At 37.5% G+C, this 20,564-nt stretch carries 20 protein-coding genes and 1 riboswitch; of the genes, 19 read left to right on the forward strand and 1 reads right to left on the reverse strand.

Going from position 1 to position 20,564, the window contains the following annotated elements:
• The first annotated feature begins 81 nt into the window (after positions 1–81).
• The 19 genes from FDO66_RS18000 to FDO66_RS18085 all read left to right on the forward strand — a co-directional run bounded on the left by FDO66_RS18000 (position 82) and on the right by FDO66_RS18085 (position 19,289).
• Positions 82–1,644, forward strand: a complete 1,563-nt coding sequence (locus FDO66_RS18000; protein WP_141434048.1) for an alpha-amylase family glycosyl hydrolase — start codon at positions 82–84, stop codon at positions 1,642–1,644.
• A gap of 288 nt (positions 1,645–1,932) precedes the next feature.
• A riboswitch (cobalamin riboswitch) is annotated at positions 1,933–2,132 on the forward strand.
• A 191-nt stretch (positions 2,133–2,323) separates the two neighbouring features.
• Positions 2,324–3,946, forward strand: a complete 1,623-nt coding sequence (cobJ, locus tag FDO66_RS18005) for a precorrin-3B C(17)-methyltransferase (protein WP_141434049.1) — start codon at positions 2,324–2,326, stop codon at positions 3,944–3,946.
• Positions 3,947–4,003: 57 nt separating this feature from the next.
• A complete protein-coding gene (locus tag FDO66_RS18010) occupies positions 4,004–4,966 on the forward strand; it encodes a sirohydrochlorin chelatase (protein WP_181444645.1) in 963 nt (320 codons plus the stop codon).
• Positions 4,963–5,733: a precorrin-6A reductase gene (gene cobK, locus FDO66_RS18015; protein ID WP_141434051.1), complete on the forward strand. Its 771-nt coding sequence runs from the start codon at positions 4,963–4,965 to the stop codon at positions 5,731–5,733. Before FDO66_RS18010 ends, cobK begins: the two co-directional genes overlap by 4 nt.
• 27 nt (positions 5,734–5,760) lie before the next feature.
• A complete protein-coding gene (locus tag FDO66_RS18020) occupies positions 5,761–6,408 on the forward strand; it encodes a precorrin-8X methylmutase (RefSeq protein ID WP_141434052.1) in 648 nt (215 codons plus the stop codon).
• 3 nt (positions 6,409–6,411) lie between these two features.
• Positions 6,412–7,521, forward strand: coding sequence for a cobalt-precorrin-5B (C(1))-methyltransferase (locus FDO66_RS18025; RefSeq protein ID WP_141434053.1), 1,110 nt, complete (start codon positions 6,412–6,414; stop codon positions 7,519–7,521).
• On the forward strand, positions 7,508–8,710 hold the full coding sequence (gene cbiE, locus FDO66_RS18030) for a precorrin-6y C5,15-methyltransferase (decarboxylating) subunit CbiE (RefSeq protein WP_141434054.1): 1,203 nt from the start codon (positions 7,508–7,510) through the stop codon (positions 8,708–8,710). The genes FDO66_RS18025 and cbiE overlap by 14 nt, the downstream gene beginning before the upstream one ends.
• Before the next feature lie 2 nt (positions 8,711–8,712).
• Positions 8,713–9,414: a precorrin-2 C(20)-methyltransferase gene (gene cobI / locus FDO66_RS18035; RefSeq protein WP_141434055.1), complete on the forward strand. Its 702-nt coding sequence runs from the start codon at positions 8,713–8,715 to the stop codon at positions 9,412–9,414.
• Positions 9,411–10,187 carry a precorrin-4 C(11)-methyltransferase gene (cobM, locus tag FDO66_RS18040; protein WP_141434056.1) on the forward strand — a complete coding sequence of 259 codons (777 nt, stop codon included), beginning with the start codon at positions 9,411–9,413 and terminating at the stop codon, positions 10,185–10,187. The genes cobI and cobM overlap by 4 nt, the downstream gene beginning before the upstream one ends.
• Positions 10,184–11,308 (forward strand): cobalt-precorrin 5A hydrolase, encoded by a 1,125-nt coding sequence (locus FDO66_RS18045; protein WP_181444646.1) that lies wholly within the window; start codon positions 10,184–10,186, stop codon positions 11,306–11,308. The genes cobM and FDO66_RS18045 overlap by 4 nt, the downstream gene beginning before the upstream one ends.
• 24 nt (positions 11,309–11,332) lie before the next feature.
• Positions 11,333–12,703, forward strand: coding sequence for a cobyrinic acid a,c-diamide synthase CobB (locus FDO66_RS18050; RefSeq protein ID WP_141434057.1), 1,371 nt, complete (start codon positions 11,333–11,335; stop codon positions 12,701–12,703).
• Positions 12,704–12,787: 84 nt separating this feature from the next.
• A complete protein-coding gene (cobA, locus tag FDO66_RS18055; protein ID WP_141434058.1) occupies positions 12,788–13,570 on the forward strand; it encodes a uroporphyrinogen-III C-methyltransferase in 783 nt (260 codons plus the stop codon).
• Positions 13,558–14,127: a nitroreductase family protein gene (locus tag FDO66_RS18060; RefSeq protein ID WP_141434059.1), complete on the forward strand. Its 570-nt coding sequence runs from the start codon at positions 13,558–13,560 to the stop codon at positions 14,125–14,127. The genes cobA and FDO66_RS18060 overlap by 13 nt, the downstream gene beginning before the upstream one ends.
• Positions 14,128–14,141: 14 nt before the next feature.
• The gene (locus tag FDO66_RS18065; protein WP_141434060.1) at positions 14,142–15,005 is read left to right on the forward strand and encodes a GHMP family kinase ATP-binding protein; all 864 of its coding nucleotides are present in this window, start codon (positions 14,142–14,144) and stop codon (positions 15,003–15,005) included.
• Positions 15,006–15,130: 125 nt separating this feature from the next.
• A complete protein-coding gene (locus FDO66_RS18070; RefSeq protein ID WP_258535781.1) occupies positions 15,131–16,069 on the forward strand; it encodes a CobW family GTP-binding protein in 939 nt (312 codons plus the stop codon).
• A 14-nt stretch (positions 16,070–16,083) separates the two neighbouring features.
• Positions 16,084–16,470, forward strand: a complete 387-nt coding sequence (locus FDO66_RS18075; RefSeq protein WP_141434062.1) for a (2Fe-2S) ferredoxin domain-containing protein — start codon at positions 16,084–16,086, stop codon at positions 16,468–16,470.
• A 219-nt stretch (positions 16,471–16,689) separates the two neighbouring features.
• The gene (locus FDO66_RS21350) at positions 16,690–17,112 is read left to right on the forward strand and encodes a LysM peptidoglycan-binding domain-containing protein (protein ID WP_258535782.1); all 423 of its coding nucleotides are present in this window, start codon (positions 16,690–16,692) and stop codon (positions 17,110–17,112) included.
• Between the two features lie 62 nt (positions 17,113–17,174).
• Positions 17,175–18,200, forward strand: a complete 1,026-nt coding sequence (locus FDO66_RS18080) for a glycosyl hydrolase family 18 protein (protein WP_258535783.1) — start codon at positions 17,175–17,177, stop codon at positions 18,198–18,200.
• 165 nt (positions 18,201–18,365) lie between these two features.
• On the forward strand, positions 18,366–19,289 hold the full coding sequence (locus FDO66_RS18085; protein WP_141434063.1) for an AEC family transporter: 924 nt from the start codon (positions 18,366–18,368) through the stop codon (positions 19,287–19,289).
• A gap of 377 nt (positions 19,290–19,666) precedes the next feature.
• Here FDO66_RS18085 and FDO66_RS20985 read toward each other — a convergent pair whose 3' ends face one another.
• A complete protein-coding gene (locus FDO66_RS20985) occupies positions 19,667–19,834 on the reverse strand; it encodes a hypothetical protein (protein ID WP_181444647.1) in 168 nt (55 codons plus the stop codon).
• Between the last annotated feature and the right edge of the window lie 730 nt (positions 19,835–20,564).

The raw sequence follows: 20,564 nt of genomic DNA on the forward strand, positions 1-20,564 counted from the left end.
ATCATGCTTCCAAATGTTAAAAGGTCACATTAGAATACTCTTTTTACAGTGCCTACAAGTAGATGGAAAGAGGGAACGGGTTTGAAATTAATACAAAAGAAATGGGTTGTCTTAATGCTTATTGCGATCCTATTAATAGGTTGTCAGAAACAAAACAACCATGAGGATTCACGATCCTCTGAAAAAACGGCTTCGCCAACAAAGCATACAGAACATCCTAATATTTATTATGAAATTTTTGTAAGATCCTTTGCGGATAGTAACGGTGATCGTATAGGTGATCTAAATGGAGTGATAAGTAAATTAGATTATTTAAAAGATTTAGGTGTTGAAGGTATTTGGCTAACGCCTATAATGACATCTCCGAGCTATCACGGATATGATGTAATTGACTATGAAAAAGTAAATTCCGATTTTGGTACATTTGAAAATGTAAAAAAATTAGTCAATGAAGCTCATAAGCGAAACATCCATGTCATCATCGACTTGGTATTAAACCATACTTCAAGAGAACACCCTTGGTTCCAAAAAGCGTTAGCGGGAGATCCTATTTACCGGAATTACTATGTTTGGGCGAATCAAGAGACAAACTTAGGTCAATTAGGTGATTACGGACAACAAATTTGGCACGGCAATGATGAAAACATTTATGAAGGGGTATTTTCAGAGGCCATGCCAGATCTAAATTATGATAACCCTGAAGTCCGTTCTGAGATGATTAGGGTAGGAAAGTTTTGGTTAGAAAAAGCAGGGGTAGATGGGTTTCGGTTAGATGCTGCCAAATTCATTTACTCCTCGTATCAAGCCTCAAACAACCATGGGAAAAATGCGGATTTTTGGAAAGAGTTTCATGCTGAAATGAAAAAAGTAAACCAAAATGTGTTTTTGGTTGGAGAAATATGGGCCAGCCCAGGGGTAATTGGCCCATATTTAAAAGGGTTAAACTCAGGATTTAATTTTGAATTAAGCGAAAAAATCATTAAAACGGTAAAATTTGAGCAAGATGCCGGTATTGTAAATCGACTTATTGGCATTCGAGAGTTTTATCAAAATAATAATAAAAGCTATATTGATTCTACTTTTTTATCCAATCATGATACAAATCGAATTATGAGTGAAGTGAACGGAGATATAGATAAAGCTAAAATGGCTGCGTCCTTATTAATGACATTACCTGGAACTCCATTCCTGTATTATGGAGAAGAAATTGGTCTTGAAGGAATAAAGCCTGATGAATATATTAGAGAACCGTTTATTTGGGATATGAATGAGGATCCATCCCAGACGAAATGGATCGATGCAAAATATAACGTAAATAGAGCGGATAAATCATTATCTGTTCAAATGAAAAACAATGCTTCTTTATTTTATCATTATAAAAATTTAATTCATGCAAGAAAAGACAGTAAGCCTCTAAAACAAGGGGATATTGAAGCTGTTTCCTATAATCAAGCAGGATTAATTGCTTTTAAAAGAACGACTGAAAAAGAAGAAGTATTGGTTATTCACAATGTAAGTAAAAAGGAAATAACAGTTAAGAATGTTGAAAAAATGAACAATATTTATTATTCATCTTATGAAAATGAGGATGTGAAGGATACTATCGTATTGCCCGCGTACAGTACGCTAATATTACAAAAATAGTTCATCAGCCAATTAATATAAAAACGGATGAAAGCATCGTTAAATTTAGATGCCGGCATCCGTTTTTTTAAAGAAAAATTTGCATTAAAGTTATGTGATGTCCAACTTAGCTTCTGCCTAGTTTACTAAAAGTTGAATAATATTTTTTAAGGAATTATCTAATTGTTAAGAATATATTAAATTCAGTTTACGAAGTTTGAATTATACTAGATTAAATTGAAAAGTAATATATGTTCGTATATAATTACTATCTAATAATATGTTTATAAATTAAATATGCTCTTTATATAGTTAATAGTAAGTTAAGATGCCATGAGGCTTAATAGGGAATCTGGTGGAAATCCAGAACTGTCCCCGCAACTGTAAGTGTGGACGAAATGAGTAAACCACTGTAAAAGACGCACTAAGTATTGGATGTGTCAATATGGGAAGGGCTCAAAGTAGGAGGAAGCACAAGTCAGGAGACCTGTCTTAATTTATAAAGTTTCAGTTTCTTCGGGAGGTGAGAAGGTGATACGACAGCAACAGGAATGGTATATCCATTCTTTGTGAATGATGCTTTCGTTTCATCCGCTCAATTTGAATTGGGCGGATTTTTTATTGTTAAAAATATGATTATTTTAGTGTGCAAAGGTATTTTGTTTTATGCATGTTGGGTTTTTGAAAGGAGGAGCATGATATGAATGGAAAGTTACTTGTTATAGGTTTTGGTCCAGGAAGCTCTGATCATATTACAGAGCGGGCAAGAGCTGCGATCCAAGAGAGTGATATCATTATTGGCTATAAAACATATGTCGATTTAATTACAGTGCTTCTAACTGATCAAAAGATTATTAGCACGGGTATGACAGAAGAAGTAAGTCGTGCGCAGGAAGCAGTAAGACAAGCAGAGCTAGGTTTGAAAGTTGCAGTCATTTCCAGTGGTGATGCAGGGGTCTATGGAATGGCCGGTCTCGTCTATGAAGTGTTAATTGAGAAAGGGTGGAAGAAAGAAACAGGAGTAGAAGTTGAGGTGATCCCGGGAATTTCTGCTATTAATTCCTGTGCCTCTTTATTAGGAGCCCCTGTTATGCATGATGCTTGCACCATTAGCTTAAGCGATCATTTAACACCTTGGAAACTAATTGAAAAAAGAATTGATGCCGCTGCTCAGGCTGATTTTGTGATTGCTTTATACAATCCAAAAAGCGGAAGAAGAACAAGGCAAATTGTAGAAGCACAAAACATTCTATTAAAATATCGTTCACCTGAAACTCCGGTAGGATTGGTTAAAAGCGCATATAGAGATCGTCAAGATGTTATCATGACGAATCTAAAGGACATGCTTAACCATGATATAGGGATGCTAACGACCGTTATTATCGGAAACTCCTCGACGTTTTTTTACGATGATTTAATGATTACACCGCGCGGATATACAAGGAAATATACATTAAGCCAAACTGAACAGCCTTTAAAACCACATCAACGCTTGCGAAAAGAAGCGGAACCGTGGGCACTTGAACAGGAAAATCATCAAACAGAGCCATTAGCTGCAACAGAGGTGAAAGCAGCAGAATTCTCTTCAAGAGAAGTTGCGGATCAAGCATTGCACTCAATACTTGGCGAAAGAAATAATCCTAAGAGGGATGCATTCATTCAGCAGCCAATTCAAACGATTTTTGAGTTTGCAGTCAGTCCGGGTGTCGTCAACAAAAATTTCACACCTAAGCAAATGATAACACTTGCAGAAATAGTAGGCGAAGAAGGAAGTATGGAATATACGCAAGACCATCTTATTAAGCTGCAAGTACCAACCTCTAACCATAATGAAATAACAGAAAAATTAAACGCTGTTGGCTTTTTGCTTTCCCCAGTAGGAGATGTCTTAACGTTGAAAGCTTGCGATTTTTGCTATGGAGAGAAAAAGGATTCGATACCTTTTGCGGAAGAACTGCAAAAGAAATTGGGGGGAATAGAGCTTCCTAAAGAGCTAAAGGTTGGTTTTAATGGCTGTGGAATGGCTTGTTATGGTGCTGTAAGAGAAGATATTGGGATCGTTTACCGCAAAGGAGCTTTTGATTTGTTTTTAGGAGCCAAAACGGTAGGAAGAAATGCACATTCTGGTCAAATTGTGGCAGAAGGCATTGCTGCGGATGAGATTGTCAACATTGTTGAACAAATAGTGCAAGAGTATAAAGATAAAGGATATCCAAATGAACGGTTCCACAAATTTTTCAAAAGGGTAAAACGTGTGCACGGATTTGAGTATCAGGATGTGACACCAAATTTGAAAATCGAAGCAGCTCCGTGTGGGGATTAAGATACGAAAATGTAGACAAATGGGAATAATGTGAGAAAAACAAAGGGGGAAATGTTAGTGAAAGCTATTTTACTAGTAGGACATGGAAGTAGAGATCCAGAAGGAAATGAGCAAGTTCGTCATTTCGTTAATAAGTTGAAACCAAGCTTAAATGAATCATTGTTAGTTGAAACTTGTTTTTTAGAGTTTGAAAAACCAACAGTAGGACAGGGAATTGATCGTTGTGTCGACCAGGGTGCGGGTGATATTGTAGTCATCCCAATTATGCTTCTGCCAGCGGGACATTCAAAAATTCATATACCGGCGGCTATTGATGAGGCAAAGAAAAAACATCCTACTATTCGATTTACATATGGTAAACCTATTGGCATTCATAAAGAAACGTTTGAAATTTTAAAAACAAGATTAGTAGAGATTGGCGAGAATTTGGATAACCCTTCTTCAGACACAGCTATCGTGCTATTAGGCCGTGGTGGAAGTGATCCAGATGCAAATAGTGATGTCTATAAGATTTCAAGATTACTTTGGGAGAAAACAAAGTATGAATTAGTAGAGCCTGCTTTTATGGGTGTGACTGCACCGCTCGTAGATGAAGGGATAAGCCGCTGTATTAAACTCGGGGCAAAAAAAGTGATTATTTTACCGTATTTTTTGTTCACTGGTATTTTAATTAAACGTTTAGAGAAGATGATGACTCAATTCAAAGAGCAGCATCCTCAAGTTGAATTTCAATTAGCAGAGTATTTTGGCTTCCATCCTGGATTACAAACAATTATAAAGGACCGTGTTGAAGAAGCACTCCAAGGTGAAGTACACATGAATTGTGATACATGTCTATATCGAATTGGTGCAATGGAGCATATTCACCATCACCATCACCACGATCACGAACATGACCATCACCACGACGATCATGATCACCACCATCATCACCATGATCCTGACCACGAACATCATGTGCATGGTCACCATGATCATAACGATGACAATGTGGAACAAAAGGCAGTGAAAGTAAAATGATTTTAATGTTAGCTGGAACAAGTGATGCACGTTCGCTAGCTCTTGAAATCAAGAATGCAGGCTACCCGATATTAACAACAGTTGTGACAGAAAATGCGGCACTTGAAATGAGGCAAGCGGGGATTGAAGTACAGATTGGCAGATTAACAGATATTGAGATGGTGAGTTTAATTCAAGAGAATGGCATGAAAGCTGTTGTCGATGCGAGTCATCCTTTTGCAGAAGAAGCGTCAAAAAATGCCATCAATGCCGCAAAATTAGCAAACATACCTTATATTCGTTATGAGCGAGAGTCCCAAACGTATCAATATGATAAATTGACGATTGTGAACAGCTATGAGGAAGCCGCGGAAATGGCTGCAATGAAAAAAGGCGTCATTATGCTTACAACAGGAAGTAAAACGCTTCAAGTTTTTACTAAAAAACTTTTAGGACATCCAGATATTCGGTTGATCGCCCGTATGCTTCCACGTAGGGATAATATGGAAAAGTGTGAGCAGCTTGACTTTCCACAAAAAAATATTGTCGCTATTCAAGGACCATTTACAAGAGAGTTTGATCAAGCACTATATAAGCAGTATGGAGTTACTGTCATGATTACGAAAGAAAGCGGAAAAGTCGGATCTGTTGATGAAAAGGTTGAGGCGGCTAAAGAACTTGGGATCGAAATCATTCTAATTAGCCGGCCGGATATTAATTACGGGTACGTGTACTCTGATTTTCCATCAACGATAGATGCGATACATGAAGTTATGTCTTGTCTTTAAACAATCAAAATAAGGAGGTAATATAAGATGGATTTTCGTACAGAATTTAAGCCAATTACAGTTCAACCAGAACAAATTGAGAGTAAAAGTTTTCAAATGATTGATGAGGAGATTGGAGAACATCTCTTTACAGAAGAGCAGTATCCTGTTGTTCAAAGGGTCATTCACGCATCGGCTGATTTTGAATTAGGGCAAAGCTTAGTCTTCCACCAAGATGCCATTCAAGCTGGAATTCAAGCGATTAGAAGCGGCAAAAAAGTAGTTGCGGATGTTCAAATGGTTCAGGTTGGAGTTAATAAAACAAGATTGGAAAAATATGGTGGAGAGGTGAAGGTGTATATTTCCGATCCAGACGTTATGAAAGTGGCAAAACGATTAAATACAACCCGAGCGATTATTTCGATGAGAAAAGCAATAAAAGAAGCGGATGGTGGTATTTATGCTATTGGAAATGCACCGACTGCCCTATTAGAATTGATCCGACTCATTAAAGAAGGCGAGGCGAAACCTGGCCTTGTAATCGGACTTCCTGTTGGATTTGTTTCGGCAGCAGAATCGAAGGAAGAATTAGCTAAGCTTGATATTCCATTTATTACGAATATCGGCAGGAAAGGCGGTAGTACGGTTACAGTTGCAGCATTAAATGCAATCTCCATTCTTGCAGATCAGGTGTAAGCCATGGAAAAGGTTACAAAAGAAGGGAAGCCGTTAAGAGAAGGTTATACGACAGGTGCGTGTGCAACGGCTGCGACAAAGGCAGCCTTAACCGCACTGATTACAGGAGAAGAACAAACAGAGGCAACCATTTACTTACCAGTTGGAAGGTTTGCTACCTTCCAACTGGAGAGTTGTCAAATTTACTCTGAAAGAGGAGTTGCTTCAATTGTAAAGGATGGTGGAGATGATCCCGATGCGACACATGAAGCACTCATTATTGCAACGGTAAGCTGGGCCGATCAACCAGGGATTATATTAGATGGTGGAGAAGGGGTCGGGCGAGTAACGAAACCCGGCTTGCCTGTAGCTGTGGGAGAAGCAGCAATTAATCCTGTACCCCGTAAGATGATTATTGAGACAGCAGAAGAAGTGTTAAAAGAGTTCGGAGTTAAAAAAGGAATATGTGTTGTCATCTCCGTCCCAAAAGGTGAAGAGATTGCCAAAAAGACTTTAAATGGCCGTTTAGGGATCCTTGGAGGTATTTCGATATTAGGCACTCGGGGAATTGTTGTTCCTTTTTCTACTGCAGCTTATAAAGCGAGTATTGTACAAGCCATTAGTGTCGCTAGAGCAAGTCAATGTGATCATATTGTCATTACGACTGGAGGGCGGAGCGAAAAGTATGCGATGAAGCAGTTCCCTGAGCTACCCGAAGAAGCCTTTATTGAGATGGGTGATTTTGTTGGCTTTACATTGAAACAGTGTAAAAAGCAAGGAGCAAAAAGAGTCTCAATGGTAGGGATGATGGGGAAATTTTCAAAGGTTGCACAAGGAGTGATGATGGTTCATTCCAAAAGTGCCCCAGTTGATTTTGATTTTCTTGCTCAAATCGCGAAAGAATCAGGTGCACAAAAGGAACTGGCAGAAGAGATAAGCATGGCGAATACAGCATCTCAAGTTGGGGATATGATGCGGGAAGAAGGTCATTTATCCTTTTTTGAAAAGCTTTGTGATTATTGTTGTATAAATGCTTTAAGAGATGTGAATGGCGGTATGGAAATAGACACTTCTTTATATACATTGAAAGGCGAATGCTTAGGAAAGGCGGTGCGAAACGATGAGTTCTATTAAAATGATTGGAATTGGGGATGACGGCAAGGTAAGTTTATTGCCTATGTATGAGAAATGGATTGATGAAAGCGATCTATTAATCGGAGGAAAACGCCAACTCTCTTTTTTCCCAAATTATTCAGGGGAAAAAGTGGTGATTGAAGGTGGACTCTCATCCCTTGTTGAACGTTTACAAACAGAAACGAAAAAGGTCGTTATTTTGGCATCAGGAGATCCATTGTTTTATGGAATTGGAAGCTATTTATCTAGCAAAATTAAAATGGACATATACCCATATTTAAGTTCAGTTCAGCTTGCCTTTGCCAAAATGGGCGAACGATGGCAAGATGCCTATTTTGCCAGTGTTCATGGAAGAAGCATGAAGGGATTGGCCCAGCGAATTGATGGAAAAGCAAAAGTTGCCATTCTAACAGATGCTGAAAATACTCCTAATAAAATAGCTAAGTATTTATTGTCCTTTGGGATGACGGAGTATGAAGCATTTGTGGGTGAAAATTTAGGCGGCGAAATGGAAAGATGCAGATGGTTCAATCTTACTGAAATGGCTGATATCGAATTTTCACCTTTAAATGTTGTCATTTTAAAAAGAATAGCAAAAGGTCCGTCTTGGTCAACGGGAATTAATGATGAAGAATTTGTACAAAGAAAACCGGAAAAAGGGTTAATTACGAAGAAGGAAGTAAGAACGTTAAGCATTAGTGCGCTGCGTTTAAAGGAAGACAGTACGGTGTGGGATATTGGCACCTGTACGGGTTCTGTAGCAATTGAGGCAGGAAAAATTGCTCGTGAAGGCAAAGTATTTGCGATTGAAAAAAACGAGGCGGATCTTGAAAACTGTATGCAAAACTTAGCTAAGTTTCGGGTTGATGCAACGGTTGTTCACGGCAAAGCACCGGAACGATTAGATGAGTTTCCTGATCCAGATGCTATATTCATTGGAGGTACAGCTGGTGGTATGGACGATATTTTAGATATTTGCTGCCGCCGTTTAAAAGATAAGGGAAGAATTGTTTTAAATGCTGTAACCATTGAAAATTTAGCGGAAGCTTTAAACTCTTTTAAGCAGAGGAGATTTAAAACAGAAATTACACTTGCACAGATTTCTCGAAGCAAGCCGATTTTAAAACTAACACGTTTTGATTCATTAAACCCTATTTATATTATTGCAGCAGAGAGAGAGGAAGAATAGGAATGTTAGGTACATTATACGGTCTAGGGGTAGGACCAGGAGATCCAGAGCTGATTACTGTAAAGGCCTATCGCAAATTAAAAGAATCGCAAGTGATTGCCTATCCGAAAAAGCAAAGAGGCAGTAAAAGCTATGCTCAAAAAATTATTGAGGTGTATTTTCAGCCAAATGAAAAAGAGATGTTAGGGCTTGTTTTCCCAATGACCAAGGACCAGGAAGTTTTAAATAACAAATGGAGTGAAACGGTTGAGCTTGTATGGGAGAAAATACAGGAAGGCAAGGATGTTGCTTTTGTAACAGAAGGAGATCCTCTTCTTTACAGTACCTTTATTCATATGATGCAGCTTATGAAGGAGCGTTATCCTGAAGTGAAGATTGAAGTTGTCCCAGGAATTTCATCGATGAACGGTGCGGCTGCTCGGCTAGGAATTCCTCTTGCAGATGGAGATGATCACGTGGCCATTATTCCAGCAAGAGACGACTATGAAACGATGAAAAAAGTGATTGAAGAAAATGATTGTATCATTTTTATTAAAGTAGCTAAAGTCATTGATTTAATGCTGCAAATTTTACGTGAATTGGATTTATTACATAAAGCTTCGGTTGTTACAAAGGTGACATCGGACGAGGAAATTGTATGGAGTGCAGAAGAGCTTGATGGAGCCGATCTTGAATATTTAACCTTAATGGTGGTGAGAAAATGAAGCTATATATAGTAGGTGCTGGTCCTGGAGATCCAGATTTAATTACGGTTAAAGGGTTGAAGCTTATTCAAGAAGCAGATGTTGTTCTTTATGCTGATTCTCTTGTAAGCGAAGAACTAATTTCCCTTTCAAAGCCGAATGCAGAAATTTTAAAAACAGCGGGCATGCATTTAGAAGAGATGGTCGACATCATGGCAGATCGAATTCATCAAGGGAAGAAGGTGGTTCGTGTCCATACAGGAGATCCAGCGGTGTATGGAGCCATTATGGAGCAAATTGTCTTATTGAAAAAGAAGGGAATAGGTATTGAAATCATTCCAGGAGTAAGTTCGGTATTTGCTGCAGCTGCAGTCGCAGAAGCTGAATTAACGATTCCCGATTTAACACAAACAGTTATTTTAACCCGAGCAGAAGGAAGAACACCTGTACCTGAATTTGAAAAACTGCGAGATTTAGCAAAGCATCATTGTACGATTGCACTCTTTTTAAGCGCTACCTTAACGAAAAAAGTAATAAAAGAATTATTAGATGCTGGTTGGAGCAAAGACACGCCTGTTGTTGTTGTTTATAAAGCAACTTGGCCAGATCAAAAGATTGTTCGTACGACTGTTGAGAATTTAGATGATGCAATGCGGACAAATGGTATTCGTAAACAAGCGATGATTTTGGCTGGATGGGCGCTTGATGCGAATATTCATGATAAAAATTATCGTTCAAAGCTCTATGATAAAGCGTTTACTCATGGATTCCGCAGGGGGGTGGTGGACAAGTGACTTTAACGTTGCAGGAAGGACAAAAGCCTGTCGTGAAGCAGCGAGGAAATTATGCAGTTGTCGCCATCACAAAGCACGGTGTAGACATTGCAAGAAAGCTTGGGCACTCGTTTCAAAATTCGGATGTATATTATATGAGCAAATTCGAAAAAGGGGATGAAGATACTCTCGGCATTCAGATGTTTACAGGCAGTGTGCGCTTACTTTTGCCTTCTTTGTTTGAAGCGTACGATGGGATTATCATCATCATTTCTCTCGGGGCTGTAGTACGGATGATAGCTCCGCTTTTAAAAGATAAGAAAGTGGATCCTGCTGTCGTGGTTATTGATGATAAGGCAGAGCATGTCATTAGTGTTTTATCAGGGCATATTGGCGGGGCAAATGAGTTAACAAGAGAAGTAGCAGCCGCTTTACATGCACGTCCCGTTATTACAACCGCTTCTGATGTTCAGAAAACAATTCCTGTTGATTTGTTTGGTAAAAGGTTTGGCTGGGTTTGGGAATCTGCTGAGAAATTAACGCCTGTCAGTGCCGCAGTTGTGAACGAAGAAAAAATTGCGGTTATTCAAGAGTCTGGGGAAAAAGAATGGTGGCATTATGATCGTCCTCTTCCAGAAAATATTAAGGTCTATTCATCGATTTCAGAAGCGATAGAGGAAAAACCCGCAGCTGCACTTGTCGTCACTCATCGAAAGTTAACAACAGAAGAGAACCAAATTTTAGAAAACGGGGTCTTGTATCGTCCGAAGGTGATTGCACTTGGAATAGGCTGTAATCGCGGGACATCGAAGGAAGAAATTGAATCTGTTATTTATCAAACGCTAGAAGAGCTGAATTTTTCAATAAAAAGTGTAAAAGCACTATGTACGATCGATTTGAAGAAGGATGAGATTGGTCTGATTGAAGTTGCAAATCAATACGGGTGGGAGTTTGTCTATTACTCTCCTGATCAATTAAATGCGGTTAATATTGAGAAGCCTTCGGATACAGTCTATAAATATACGGGTGCTTATGGCGTAAGTGAACCGGCTTCCCTATTATACAGCTGGGCGAAAAAATTAGAACTTGTTAAGAAAAAGTCAGGAAATGTCACCATCTCAGTAGCAATTATTCCATATTGATTGATGTAAAGGTAGGAGAAAATAATGTCTAATCGCAGACTCGTCATTGCAGGAACTGGGAGTGGCGTTGGAAAAACGACACTAACCATCGGAATTATGTCTGCATTGAAAAAAAAAGGCTATCACGTTCAAGGCTTTAAATGTGGTCCTGATTATATCGATCCAACTTACCATACAGCAGTAACCGGCAGAATTTCAAGAAACATTGATAGTTGGATGCTTAATCATGACATGGTAAATGAGATTGTTGTACGTGGGAGTAAAGGAGCGGATATCTCCATTATCGAAGGGGTTATGGGATTTTTTGATGGAAAAAACCCTACAAATAATGATGGGACAACAGCAGAATTAAGTATTATTACGAAAAGTCCAGTTGTACTCGTTGTAAATTGCGCCAGCATGGCTCGAAGTGCAGCTGCTATTGTCAAAGGGTTCCAATCTTTTTATAAGGGACCTAATATTGTGGCTGTTATCGCAAACCGTGTAGGCAGTGAAGGTCATTTCAAGCTAGTAAAGACTGCCATCGAGCAAGAGTGTGGAATCCCTGTGATCGGCTATTTAAAAAGGAATGCTGATATCGCTATTCCTGAACGGCATTTAGGATTAGTTCCATCTGTTGAACGAGGAGAACTTGATTCTTTTTTTGATGCATTAGGAGATCTAGTCTTAAATACAATCGATATCGAAACGTTATACGATTTGGCACAAGCTCCTTATCTTGAAGTAGAAGAGTCTCAGTTTCATAGAGAAGTAAAGAAACAAGTTCGAATTGCTGTTGCAAAGGATGCTGCTTTTAATTTTTATTATGAAGAAAATCTTGAGCTGCTTCAAGCTTATGGAGCGGAAATCGTAGAGTTTTCCCCTTTAAATGGAGACCTTCTTCCTGAAAATGTGGATGGTTTATATATTGGAGGGGGGTTTCCTGAAGAATTTGCAAAGGAACTAGCTAATCAAAAGGAAGTCAAGGAATCGATTAAAACAGCCATCGAAAACGGGCTGCCTACCTTGGCGGAATGCGGCGGCTTTATGTTTTTAACAGAAGCGATAGAAACGACCAATCATGAAAGCTTCGAGATGGTAGGGATTATCCCTGGACTCGTTCGAATGCAGTCTAAACTAGCGGCATTAGGTTATCGCGAGGTGACAGGCGAAGAAGGTAATTTTCTATTCAAAGGGAATGTTCTAGCAAAAGGACATGAATTTCATTATTCGACCTTCCACCCTCATGTTGTAACACGGCCCGCCTACCAAACAAAAGGGATGCGCGGGACAAAAAAAGAGGGATACATAAATGGGAACTTAGTTGCAGGTTATACACATTTCCATTTTGGTTCGAGTCCAGAGATGGTTGAGAATTGGATCGAAAAGTGCAAGGAGACGAAGGCATCTATCTGATATTTTTCTGATCAAATGCTAAGAACACAACCTGAAGTAGGGAAAAGAATAAAAGAGTGAGAAAATGGAATTAGAGGGCTGATTATGACAAAAGGAAAAGTTTATCTTGTCGGAGCAGGACCAGGTGATCCGAAACTAATAACAGTATATGGAGCAGAATGTATCCAAAAAGCGGATGTTATTCTGTATGACCGTTTAGTAAATGAACAGCTGCTGCAATATGCCAAAAAAGACGCTGAACTTATTTTTTGCGGAAAGCTTCCTGGAAAACACGAATTGATTCAAGAGCAAATTCATGAGCTTCTAGTCAATAAAGCAATGGAAGGGAAGATCGTGACCCGTTTAAAAGGAGGCGATCCTTGTGTATTTGGCCGTGTTGGCGAAGAAGCAGAAGTGCTGGCAGCAAATGATATAAAATATGAAATTATTCCAGGAATTACTTCCGGTATTGCTGCACCTGCCTACGCAGGAATTCCGGTAACACACCGGGATTATGCCTCTTCCTTTGCGATTGTGACTGGTCATGGGCGTGCTGATAAACAGGCAGATCATTTAAATTGGTCGGCACTTGCGCAAGGAATTGATACCATCGCTTTTTACATGGGAGTAGGAAACTTACCTAATATTTGCAAAAAATTAATGGAACATGGAAAACGTCCAGATACTCCAGTTGCCGTTATTCAATGGGGGACAACGGAAAAACAAAGGACAGTTACTGGGATATTAACAACGATTGAAAATGAGGTAGAACGTGCACAAATCAAGCATCCAGCCATTATTCTTGTGGGTGATGTCATCCAAATCCGTGAAAAAATAAAGTGGTTTGAGGAATTAGAATGTAAGGTGGAAGAAAAATGTCAATCATAACTGAATTAAAAAGTCGGAGAGCGATACGAGACTATAGCGAACGTGATGTAGAGGACGAAAAAATTAGGCAATTGCTCGAAGTAGCGACATGGGCGCCAAACGATCGAATGAGAGAGCCTTGGAGTTTTTATGTGATCAAGGACGAGGCTAAAAAACGCTATGAGGAATTAGCAGAGAAATTTTTGCAGGAGCGATTTCCAACGAAGCCGAATTTAGTGGAAAGTTCGCTGAAAGTATTAAAGAATACACCTGTTCATATCGTTGTTACAGCTGACATTGTTCCAGGTGACGATGAAGCATCTCAAGACAATGAATATGCGGTATGCTGTGCGATTCATTCGATGTGGTTGGCTTCAAAGGAGCTTGGACTTGGATTCGTTTGGCGAACTCGAGGAGTCGGTCTTGTTCATGATGATCGTTTGCAGCAGTTTATTGGTGCGCCTGAAAATAAGAAAATAGTTGGAACCATCTTTATTGGATACCCAGATGAACAAGCGTTAAAAAAGATGAAAGCTCCTGCTAGGACACCATTTGAAGAAAAAACGGTTTGGCTGTAAAGAGAATCATAAAAATGCGGGTGGGAAAAGGAAGCTGCAACGGTACCTTTGGAGAGCTGATTCAAGGGGTTCTAGGTGAGCGTCCATTCTTAGTAACGCTCCCTATTCCAAAGCTCATAAGCGAAGCGATTTTTATTCCAAATGACTCAAATGGTTTATTTACGGGGCCTGTTTCAAAGAGTAAGGCAATAACAGCATGTGAGAAATTGTTTCAACGGTATGATGTAAAAGGTGGGGGACATTTACAGTTTCGTTCTAATATTCCACTTGGCAAGGGGATGGCGAGCAGTTCTGCAGATATCGTAGCTGCTATAAGAGCGGCTGCAGACAGCCATTCCTTGCTCTTGACTGAAGAAATGATCTCTCAAATTGCCTGTGAAATTGAGCCAACTGATGGCGTGATGTATGAAGGGGCAGTGGCGTACGATTATATGAGTGGGCAGCTGATTGATCGCTTCGGTTCTTTACCGCCTTTTGTGTTAATAGGCATTGATTTAGGTGGAACCATTAATACGATTGAATTTAATCGATTGCCGAAAAGTTACACATCTTTGGAGCAAGCAGCTTTTGCAGAAGCTTTTCATTTAGTAAGACGGGGGATGAAATCTCAGAATTTATCTTTCATATGCAAAGCGGCAACATTAAGTGCGCAAATAAACCAAAAAAGATTGCTTAAACCGTATTTCAGTAAGTTTAAAAGATTAGCTATGAAATACGAAGGAGGGCTTGTCGCCGCTCATAGCGGTACAGTTTTGGGTATCTTATTGAAACCAGCATTAGTCCAAACGGATGAGGTTCGCAACATGATTGTAAAACAGATTGCGGATATAATCGATGATCATCGTCTAAAACCTCTCTATTTTTCTTCATACAATTGAAACCTACCATTAAATTTATATTTTTATATAAAAGCGCGTTTATTTTTCAGATAAATGTGCTATACTAAAAAAAGTTAAATCGTAATAATTCCGATTTGAAACAAATGGATAAAGTGAGGAGAAAAATGCCTGAAGTATACATTTTATCTGGATTTCTTGGCGCGGGGAAAACGACTCTGTTAAAAAAAATACTTGAACAAGAATTGGCCAGCAATCGAAAAGTAGCTGTCATTATGAATGAATTAGGCCGTTTGTCCATCGATTCAATGGCTATACAAGACGATATCCCGCTGAAAGAGCTATTAAACGGGTGTATTTGCTGCAGTATTTCGGGACAATTGGAAGTCCATCTACAGGAACTTCTTGAGTTTGACCATTTCGATGCCATCTTTATAGAAACAACAGGTGCCGCCCATCCTTTAGAGGTTTTAGACGTATGCCTTTCACCACGGTTTGCTGAAAAAATCAGCTTGCCATCCATTGTTACACTCCTTGATGCTGATCGCTGGGAGCAAAAAGAGAGGCTATCCCTCCGTCATCGAAAATTGTTATCTGAGCAAGTTAAACATGCTGATACGGTCATTATTAATAAAATTGATTTAGTTACAGCTGAAAGCCTTCTAAATATATGCAATGAAGTTAAAGCATTAAATCCGAATGGAAAAATGATTGAATCAACATTTTCAGACGTATCACTTGATGCATTTCAGCTAAAGGTCAAGTTGCAAAGTTCAAAAAGAAACAAATTAGAGCCATTACACGCTTTTGACCACCTGCATTTGAAATCTTATGTGCACACGTTTGAAAACCCTGTTGAGAAGGAAGGGTTTGCAGCTTTTTTAGCTAATATGCCTAATTCCATTTTGCGGATAAAAGGGTACTTACGATTTAAAGAGAGTCCCAATCAGACGATGATGGTTCAATATGCGTATGGTGTTCCTTTGTTTACATATGAACCAGTTCATTTTAAAAATAATCTCGTCTTTATTGGAGAGAATCTAGATCGATCTTGGTTAGAGAAGGAACTAATGAAATTAGAAGAAAATAAGCTAAAAACCTTTTAAGAGGAGATGAAAAAATGGCTACTTGGGATTTAAGCAGAACAAAACATCATGTGCTTATTTGCAACGGCAGCAGCTGTAATAAATGTGGTGCTGAAGAATTAACTGTTGCGATAAGAAAAGAAATTTCTGATCGAGATTTAGACGATGTCATCCATACGACAAGAACTAGGTGTAATGGAAGATGCCAGGATAAGTGCGTCGTTATCGCTTATCCATCTGGAAATTGGTACAAAGAAATGAATCCTGAAGATTCAACTGCTTTTGTTGATTCATTATTAAATAATCGAGATCTGACTGGAAAAATCAGCCACTCGTATACAGAGAATGGATTTGAACGAGAAGAAGGAGTTGTAAAAGGGGTTGGAAAAGAGAAAGAAATAGTCCAAAGAGTTTCGAAATAATTGAATAGAAAGTTAACATTCCAATAAAATTCCTTAGTCTAAAAAATGCACTTTTTTATTGATTCATCACAAAAGAGCAGCGGGTGACTACTAGTCATCTGCTGCTCTTTTTGTATGCCAAACTAATTAATTCCCACTATGTTCCACTATAAAACTAGTATTTAATGATAGTAATATTAACGAGTATGAATTTTATACATATAGGGGAAAAGTGGAAAAATGAGAAAGCAATTTATCTTTTTTATTATTTTACTATTTTTAAGCATTATTCCCAGTAAGGGAGAGGCAATAACCAATTCACTAACAATTGGCACTGTTAAAATAGATAATGTTAATGTTTACAGTTTACCAAGTCTAAGTTCACAGATTGTAACTTTACTCAAAAAAGGTGGGGAATATCCAATCATCACTTCAGTCGTAGGGGATTCCGCAAGTTCGATCACTCACACTGTTATAGCAGGCAATACGTTATGGATTATTGCAAATCAATATGGAACAACCGTAAGTGAACTTCAAAAAGTAAATAAATTAACAAAGACGAATCTTACCATTGGGCAAAAATTAAAAATCCCACAGAAATATATAAGTTATACAGTGGTTCAGGAGATACGTTATGGAAAGTCTCTCAAAAATTCGGAGTAACGATAAATGAGTTAACAAAAGTAAACAATTTAAGAACTACTAAACTTTATATTGGACAAAAAATGAATATTCCTGATTATTATTACCAGGTTCAATTGCTTGGAGGCAAAAAAGGATGGATTAAAAAGTCTCCTGTTCAAGCGACAACGAAAAACCGTATCGTGATGGGATGGAATTATAATGGAACGACAGAAAGCTACATCCAACAATTGCAAAATAAAAAAAACCTAAATGTTGTATCACCACGTTGGTTCTCGTTAAGTAGTTCAGAAAATGTAGTCACTGTTTCAACCGATAGTAAATACGTTCAGGCTGCGCATGCATCAGGTAAACAAGTTTGGCCTTTACTAGGGAATAGATTTGATCCTGTTTTAACTGATTCAATCATAAGCAATCCTCAAAAGCGCCAAAAGCTTGTTACGACACTACGTGATTCCTTAATCCAAAGCGATAGTGATGGAATAAATGTAGATTTTGAAAACATAGTTATAAAAAACAAACAAGATTTTGTCATTTTCATAGGTGAGCTGAAAGCTGCGCTTAAACCCTCTGGAATCTTAGTTTCTGTATTTGTTACCCGTACGAACAACGATCCTTTCTGGTCAGGGAGTTTAGACCGCAGGGAACTCGGAAAGGTAGCTGATTACATTATTATGATGGGTTATGATGAATATTGGGCAGGAGGAACCCAACCGGGTTCAGTAGCTACCTTGCCTTGGGTTGAAGAAGGAATTCAACTGTTGATGAATGATGTACCATCTCATAAAATCATTCTTGGTGTCCCATTTTTTACAAGAGAATGGGTTACCAATTTAACTACTAATAAAGTAAAAAGCATTGACCGTACAATGGCGGAAGTTAACCAAATCATTAATGCAAATGGATTACAAAAAGTATGGGATGAAAAAGCATCTCAATATTATGTTGAATTCACTGCGAATGAAGAAAAACATCAAATCTGGATTGAAGACAAGAAGTCATTAGAGCTACGACTTAATATCGTAAAACAGAATCATTTAGGTGGAGCTGCTGCTTGGCATATTGGTTCCGAATCACCTGATATTTGGAGTATTTATCATTTTAATTAATAATTATCTAGCTATTATTCTATACTCATAACTATTGAGCCCGGATTTTATCCGGGCCATTTTTGTGTTCATTCTTAGCCCCCTCAATTAATTATTTTGAACAAAAAGTATTGAAAATCCGTTATGCTATAGAAAAGAATAAGTTTTTAGAAAGGAATGTTACATGTGATGCAAACCGTTTTCTCTATTCTATTTCACGCAATGGTGCCTCTTTCCATTCCAGTTATTGCTGGGGCACTGCTTGCTCGATTTAAGAAGCTAGAAATAAAACCTTTGTTGACTTTATATTTATACTTTTTAACTCCAGCTATTATATTTAATACATTGCGAACAGCTAAAGTTTCTTTTGATGATATATATTTGACACTTGCATTCTCTATTCTTAATCTATTGTTATTATGGGCTACTGCAAATATTATTGGGAAAATACTTAAATTGCCTTCTTCTGAAAATGCAGGTCTTACGTTAGTTTCGCTTTTTACAAACAGTGTGAACTATGGACTGCCGCTTATTTTACTTGTTTTAGGACATCTTGGTTTGGATAAAGCATCTGTTTATGTAGTGATCCAAATGATTATTGTAAATACATTAGGTGTCTATTTTGCAGCTCGTTCTCAATTCTCTGTAAAAAATGCGATTAAATCCGTCTTTTCACTCCCGGCCATTTATGCCGCATTGTTTGCTATTCTAATTCGCTTTTTACATATTCCCTTACCTTTAGGGATCGTAAAAGGGGTTTCAATGATCGCAGAAGCGTATTCTCCAATTGTATTAACTATTTTAGGAGCACAAATGATGAATGTAAAAAAGCAAATATTAGAGCAGAATGTGAAGTCGGCTTTTTGGGCTGGTCTATTTATAAGATTATTTTTATCACCACTCGTCGCATTATTTTGTTTATTTGTTTTAAATATAGAAGGGATATTATATTCTGTTCTCTTTATTTTGGCATGTATGCCAGTTGCAGTAAATGCTGCTATATTAGCAGAACGATTCAATGCATCCTCAAAATTTGTATCGAAATCCGTTCTTTGGACCACACTGGCTTCCTTTATTGTGCTGCCGATTCTGATTGTCTTTATAAAATAAGAGTTCAATTAGAAAAGTTATGAAATGTAAACGAGAGCAATAGACTTAGAAAAGAAAATCACGAAAGTTGTATTTATAGTTAAAGAGAATACATAATTTAAATAGAGTTAATAGTAAGTGAATTTATTTCTGAATCTGAAAGGGTGGTACAACAATAATTAAAGGGTGTGCTAACAAAATATCTTGATCATAATTTGGGTTGGATTATTTCTTAGATTCTGTCAAAAATCAAAGTGACAGTGAGACAATTGAGAAAGATGTTTGTAAAAAGTTACTTGTTCTCAATAAACGCAACTTATCATTGTCTTGGGATTTTAAAATATCATTATAATTTTTAAATGACAAATAGTAGGGTGAAATGGTGAATAAAATTGGATTTAATATTCTAATAATTTAATTTGTTTATACTGTTTTCCATTTGTATATTTCTCTATGTACAAAGACTTCGAAAACGGTTCAATGATTGGATATTTAATGATGATAATACTAACATCAATTCTAGCTTTCTTAGGTGAATTCTTTAACAGCACATTTGCTCTTATCATAGGGAATATAGCATCTGTAATTATTTCAATTTGTTTCATTAGTAAGATGACAGGTAATGAACGTTGGGAAGGATATTTTAAACACTAACACCATTTCAATTATTAATATTAGTTAGTTTTTTAAACTTAATTCCTCAGTTAATAGTAATGAAACTAGCAAATAAGTTGAAAATAAAGATTTATTGAATAAGGAATGGAAACTTCTTTGGTTTGGAAGTTTCCAAATTTTTATTCAATATCAACAATAGCCCTTTAACATAACCATTTTAAAGTCCCCATTAGCCTTCATAAGGTGGAAGTGACTTTACTTTATATTTTTTATCTGAATGCTCATAAAATTTTACGGTATGAAATCCAGTTTTGTTAAGTAATTGCTCCTTTTCTTCTTTGGTTTTATATGATTTCATATGGTAATTCATTTTTTATGCTTATACACATTTATATAACTATAAGTTTGTATGTTAAAAAAATAAAATTAAGCAATTTTCTTTAAAGAATTTTAAATGTAAGGTAATTAATTCAATGAAGTTAATTATTTTATATGGATAATAAGGTTCAAAAAAATCTAATGGTGAAAAAGTTTTTTTTATCCTTTGTTTAGGAAAGTGAATAACTATATTTATATAAACCTTTTTAAAATAAAAAGTCGAGAAAGGGAAATATCGTTTAATAAAAGAGATAGCCCTTTAAACTGAATCCTTAGCAGCTTGAATCGGCTAATAGTATTAAT

The organism is Bacillus sp. 03113 (genome assembly GCF_006546985.1).
Lineage (GTDB): Bacteria > Bacillota > Bacilli > Bacillales > Cytobacillaceae > VATK01.

What these genes read in the sequence shown, in the direction of transcription:
- cobJ (WP_141434049.1), top strand. Translation starts at nt 2,324, where the DNA reads ATGAATGGAAAGTTACTTGTTATAGGTTTTGGTCCAGGAAGCTCTGAT.
- cobK (WP_141434051.1), top strand. Translation starts at nt 4,963, where the DNA reads ATGATTTTAATGTTAGCTGGAACAAGTGATGCACGTTCGCTAGCTCTT.
- FDO66_RS18020 (WP_141434052.1), top strand. Translation starts at nt 5,761, where the DNA reads ATGGATTTTCGTACAGAATTTAAGCCAATTACAGTTCAACCAGAACAA.
- FDO66_RS18025 (WP_141434053.1), top strand. Translation starts at nt 6,412, where the DNA reads ATGGAAAAGGTTACAAAAGAAGGGAAGCCGTTAAGAGAAGGTTATACG.
- cbiE (WP_141434054.1), top strand. Translation starts at nt 7,508, where the DNA reads ATGAGTTCTATTAAAATGATTGGAATTGGGGATGACGGCAAGGTAAGT.
- cobI (WP_141434055.1), top strand. Translation starts at nt 8,713, where the DNA reads ATGTTAGGTACATTATACGGTCTAGGGGTAGGACCAGGAGATCCAGAG.
- cobM (WP_141434056.1), top strand. Translation starts at nt 9,411, where the DNA reads ATGAAGCTATATATAGTAGGTGCTGGTCCTGGAGATCCAGATTTAATT.
- FDO66_RS18050 (WP_141434057.1), top strand. Translation starts at nt 11,333, where the DNA reads ATGTCTAATCGCAGACTCGTCATTGCAGGAACTGGGAGTGGCGTTGGA.
- cobA (WP_141434058.1), top strand. Translation starts at nt 12,788, where the DNA reads ATGACAAAAGGAAAAGTTTATCTTGTCGGAGCAGGACCAGGTGATCCG.
- FDO66_RS18060 (WP_141434059.1), top strand. Translation starts at nt 13,558, where the DNA reads ATGTCAATCATAACTGAATTAAAAAGTCGGAGAGCGATACGAGACTAT.
- FDO66_RS18065 (WP_141434060.1), top strand. Translation starts at nt 14,142, where the DNA reads ATGCGGGTGGGAAAAGGAAGCTGCAACGGTACCTTTGGAGAGCTGATT.
- FDO66_RS18070 (WP_258535781.1), top strand. Translation starts at nt 15,131, where the DNA reads ATGCCTGAAGTATACATTTTATCTGGATTTCTTGGCGCGGGGAAAACG.
- FDO66_RS18075 (WP_141434062.1), top strand. Translation starts at nt 16,084, where the DNA reads ATGGCTACTTGGGATTTAAGCAGAACAAAACATCATGTGCTTATTTGC.
- FDO66_RS21350 (WP_258535782.1), top strand. Translation starts at nt 16,690, where the DNA reads ATGAGAAAGCAATTTATCTTTTTTATTATTTTACTATTTTTAAGCATT.
- FDO66_RS18080 (WP_258535783.1), top strand. Translation starts at nt 17,175, where the DNA reads ATGAATATTCCTGATTATTATTACCAGGTTCAATTGCTTGGAGGCAAA.
- FDO66_RS20985 (WP_181444647.1), bottom strand. Translation starts at nt 19,834, where the DNA reads ATGATAAGAGCAAATGTGCTGTTAAAGAATTCACCTAAGAAAGCTAGA.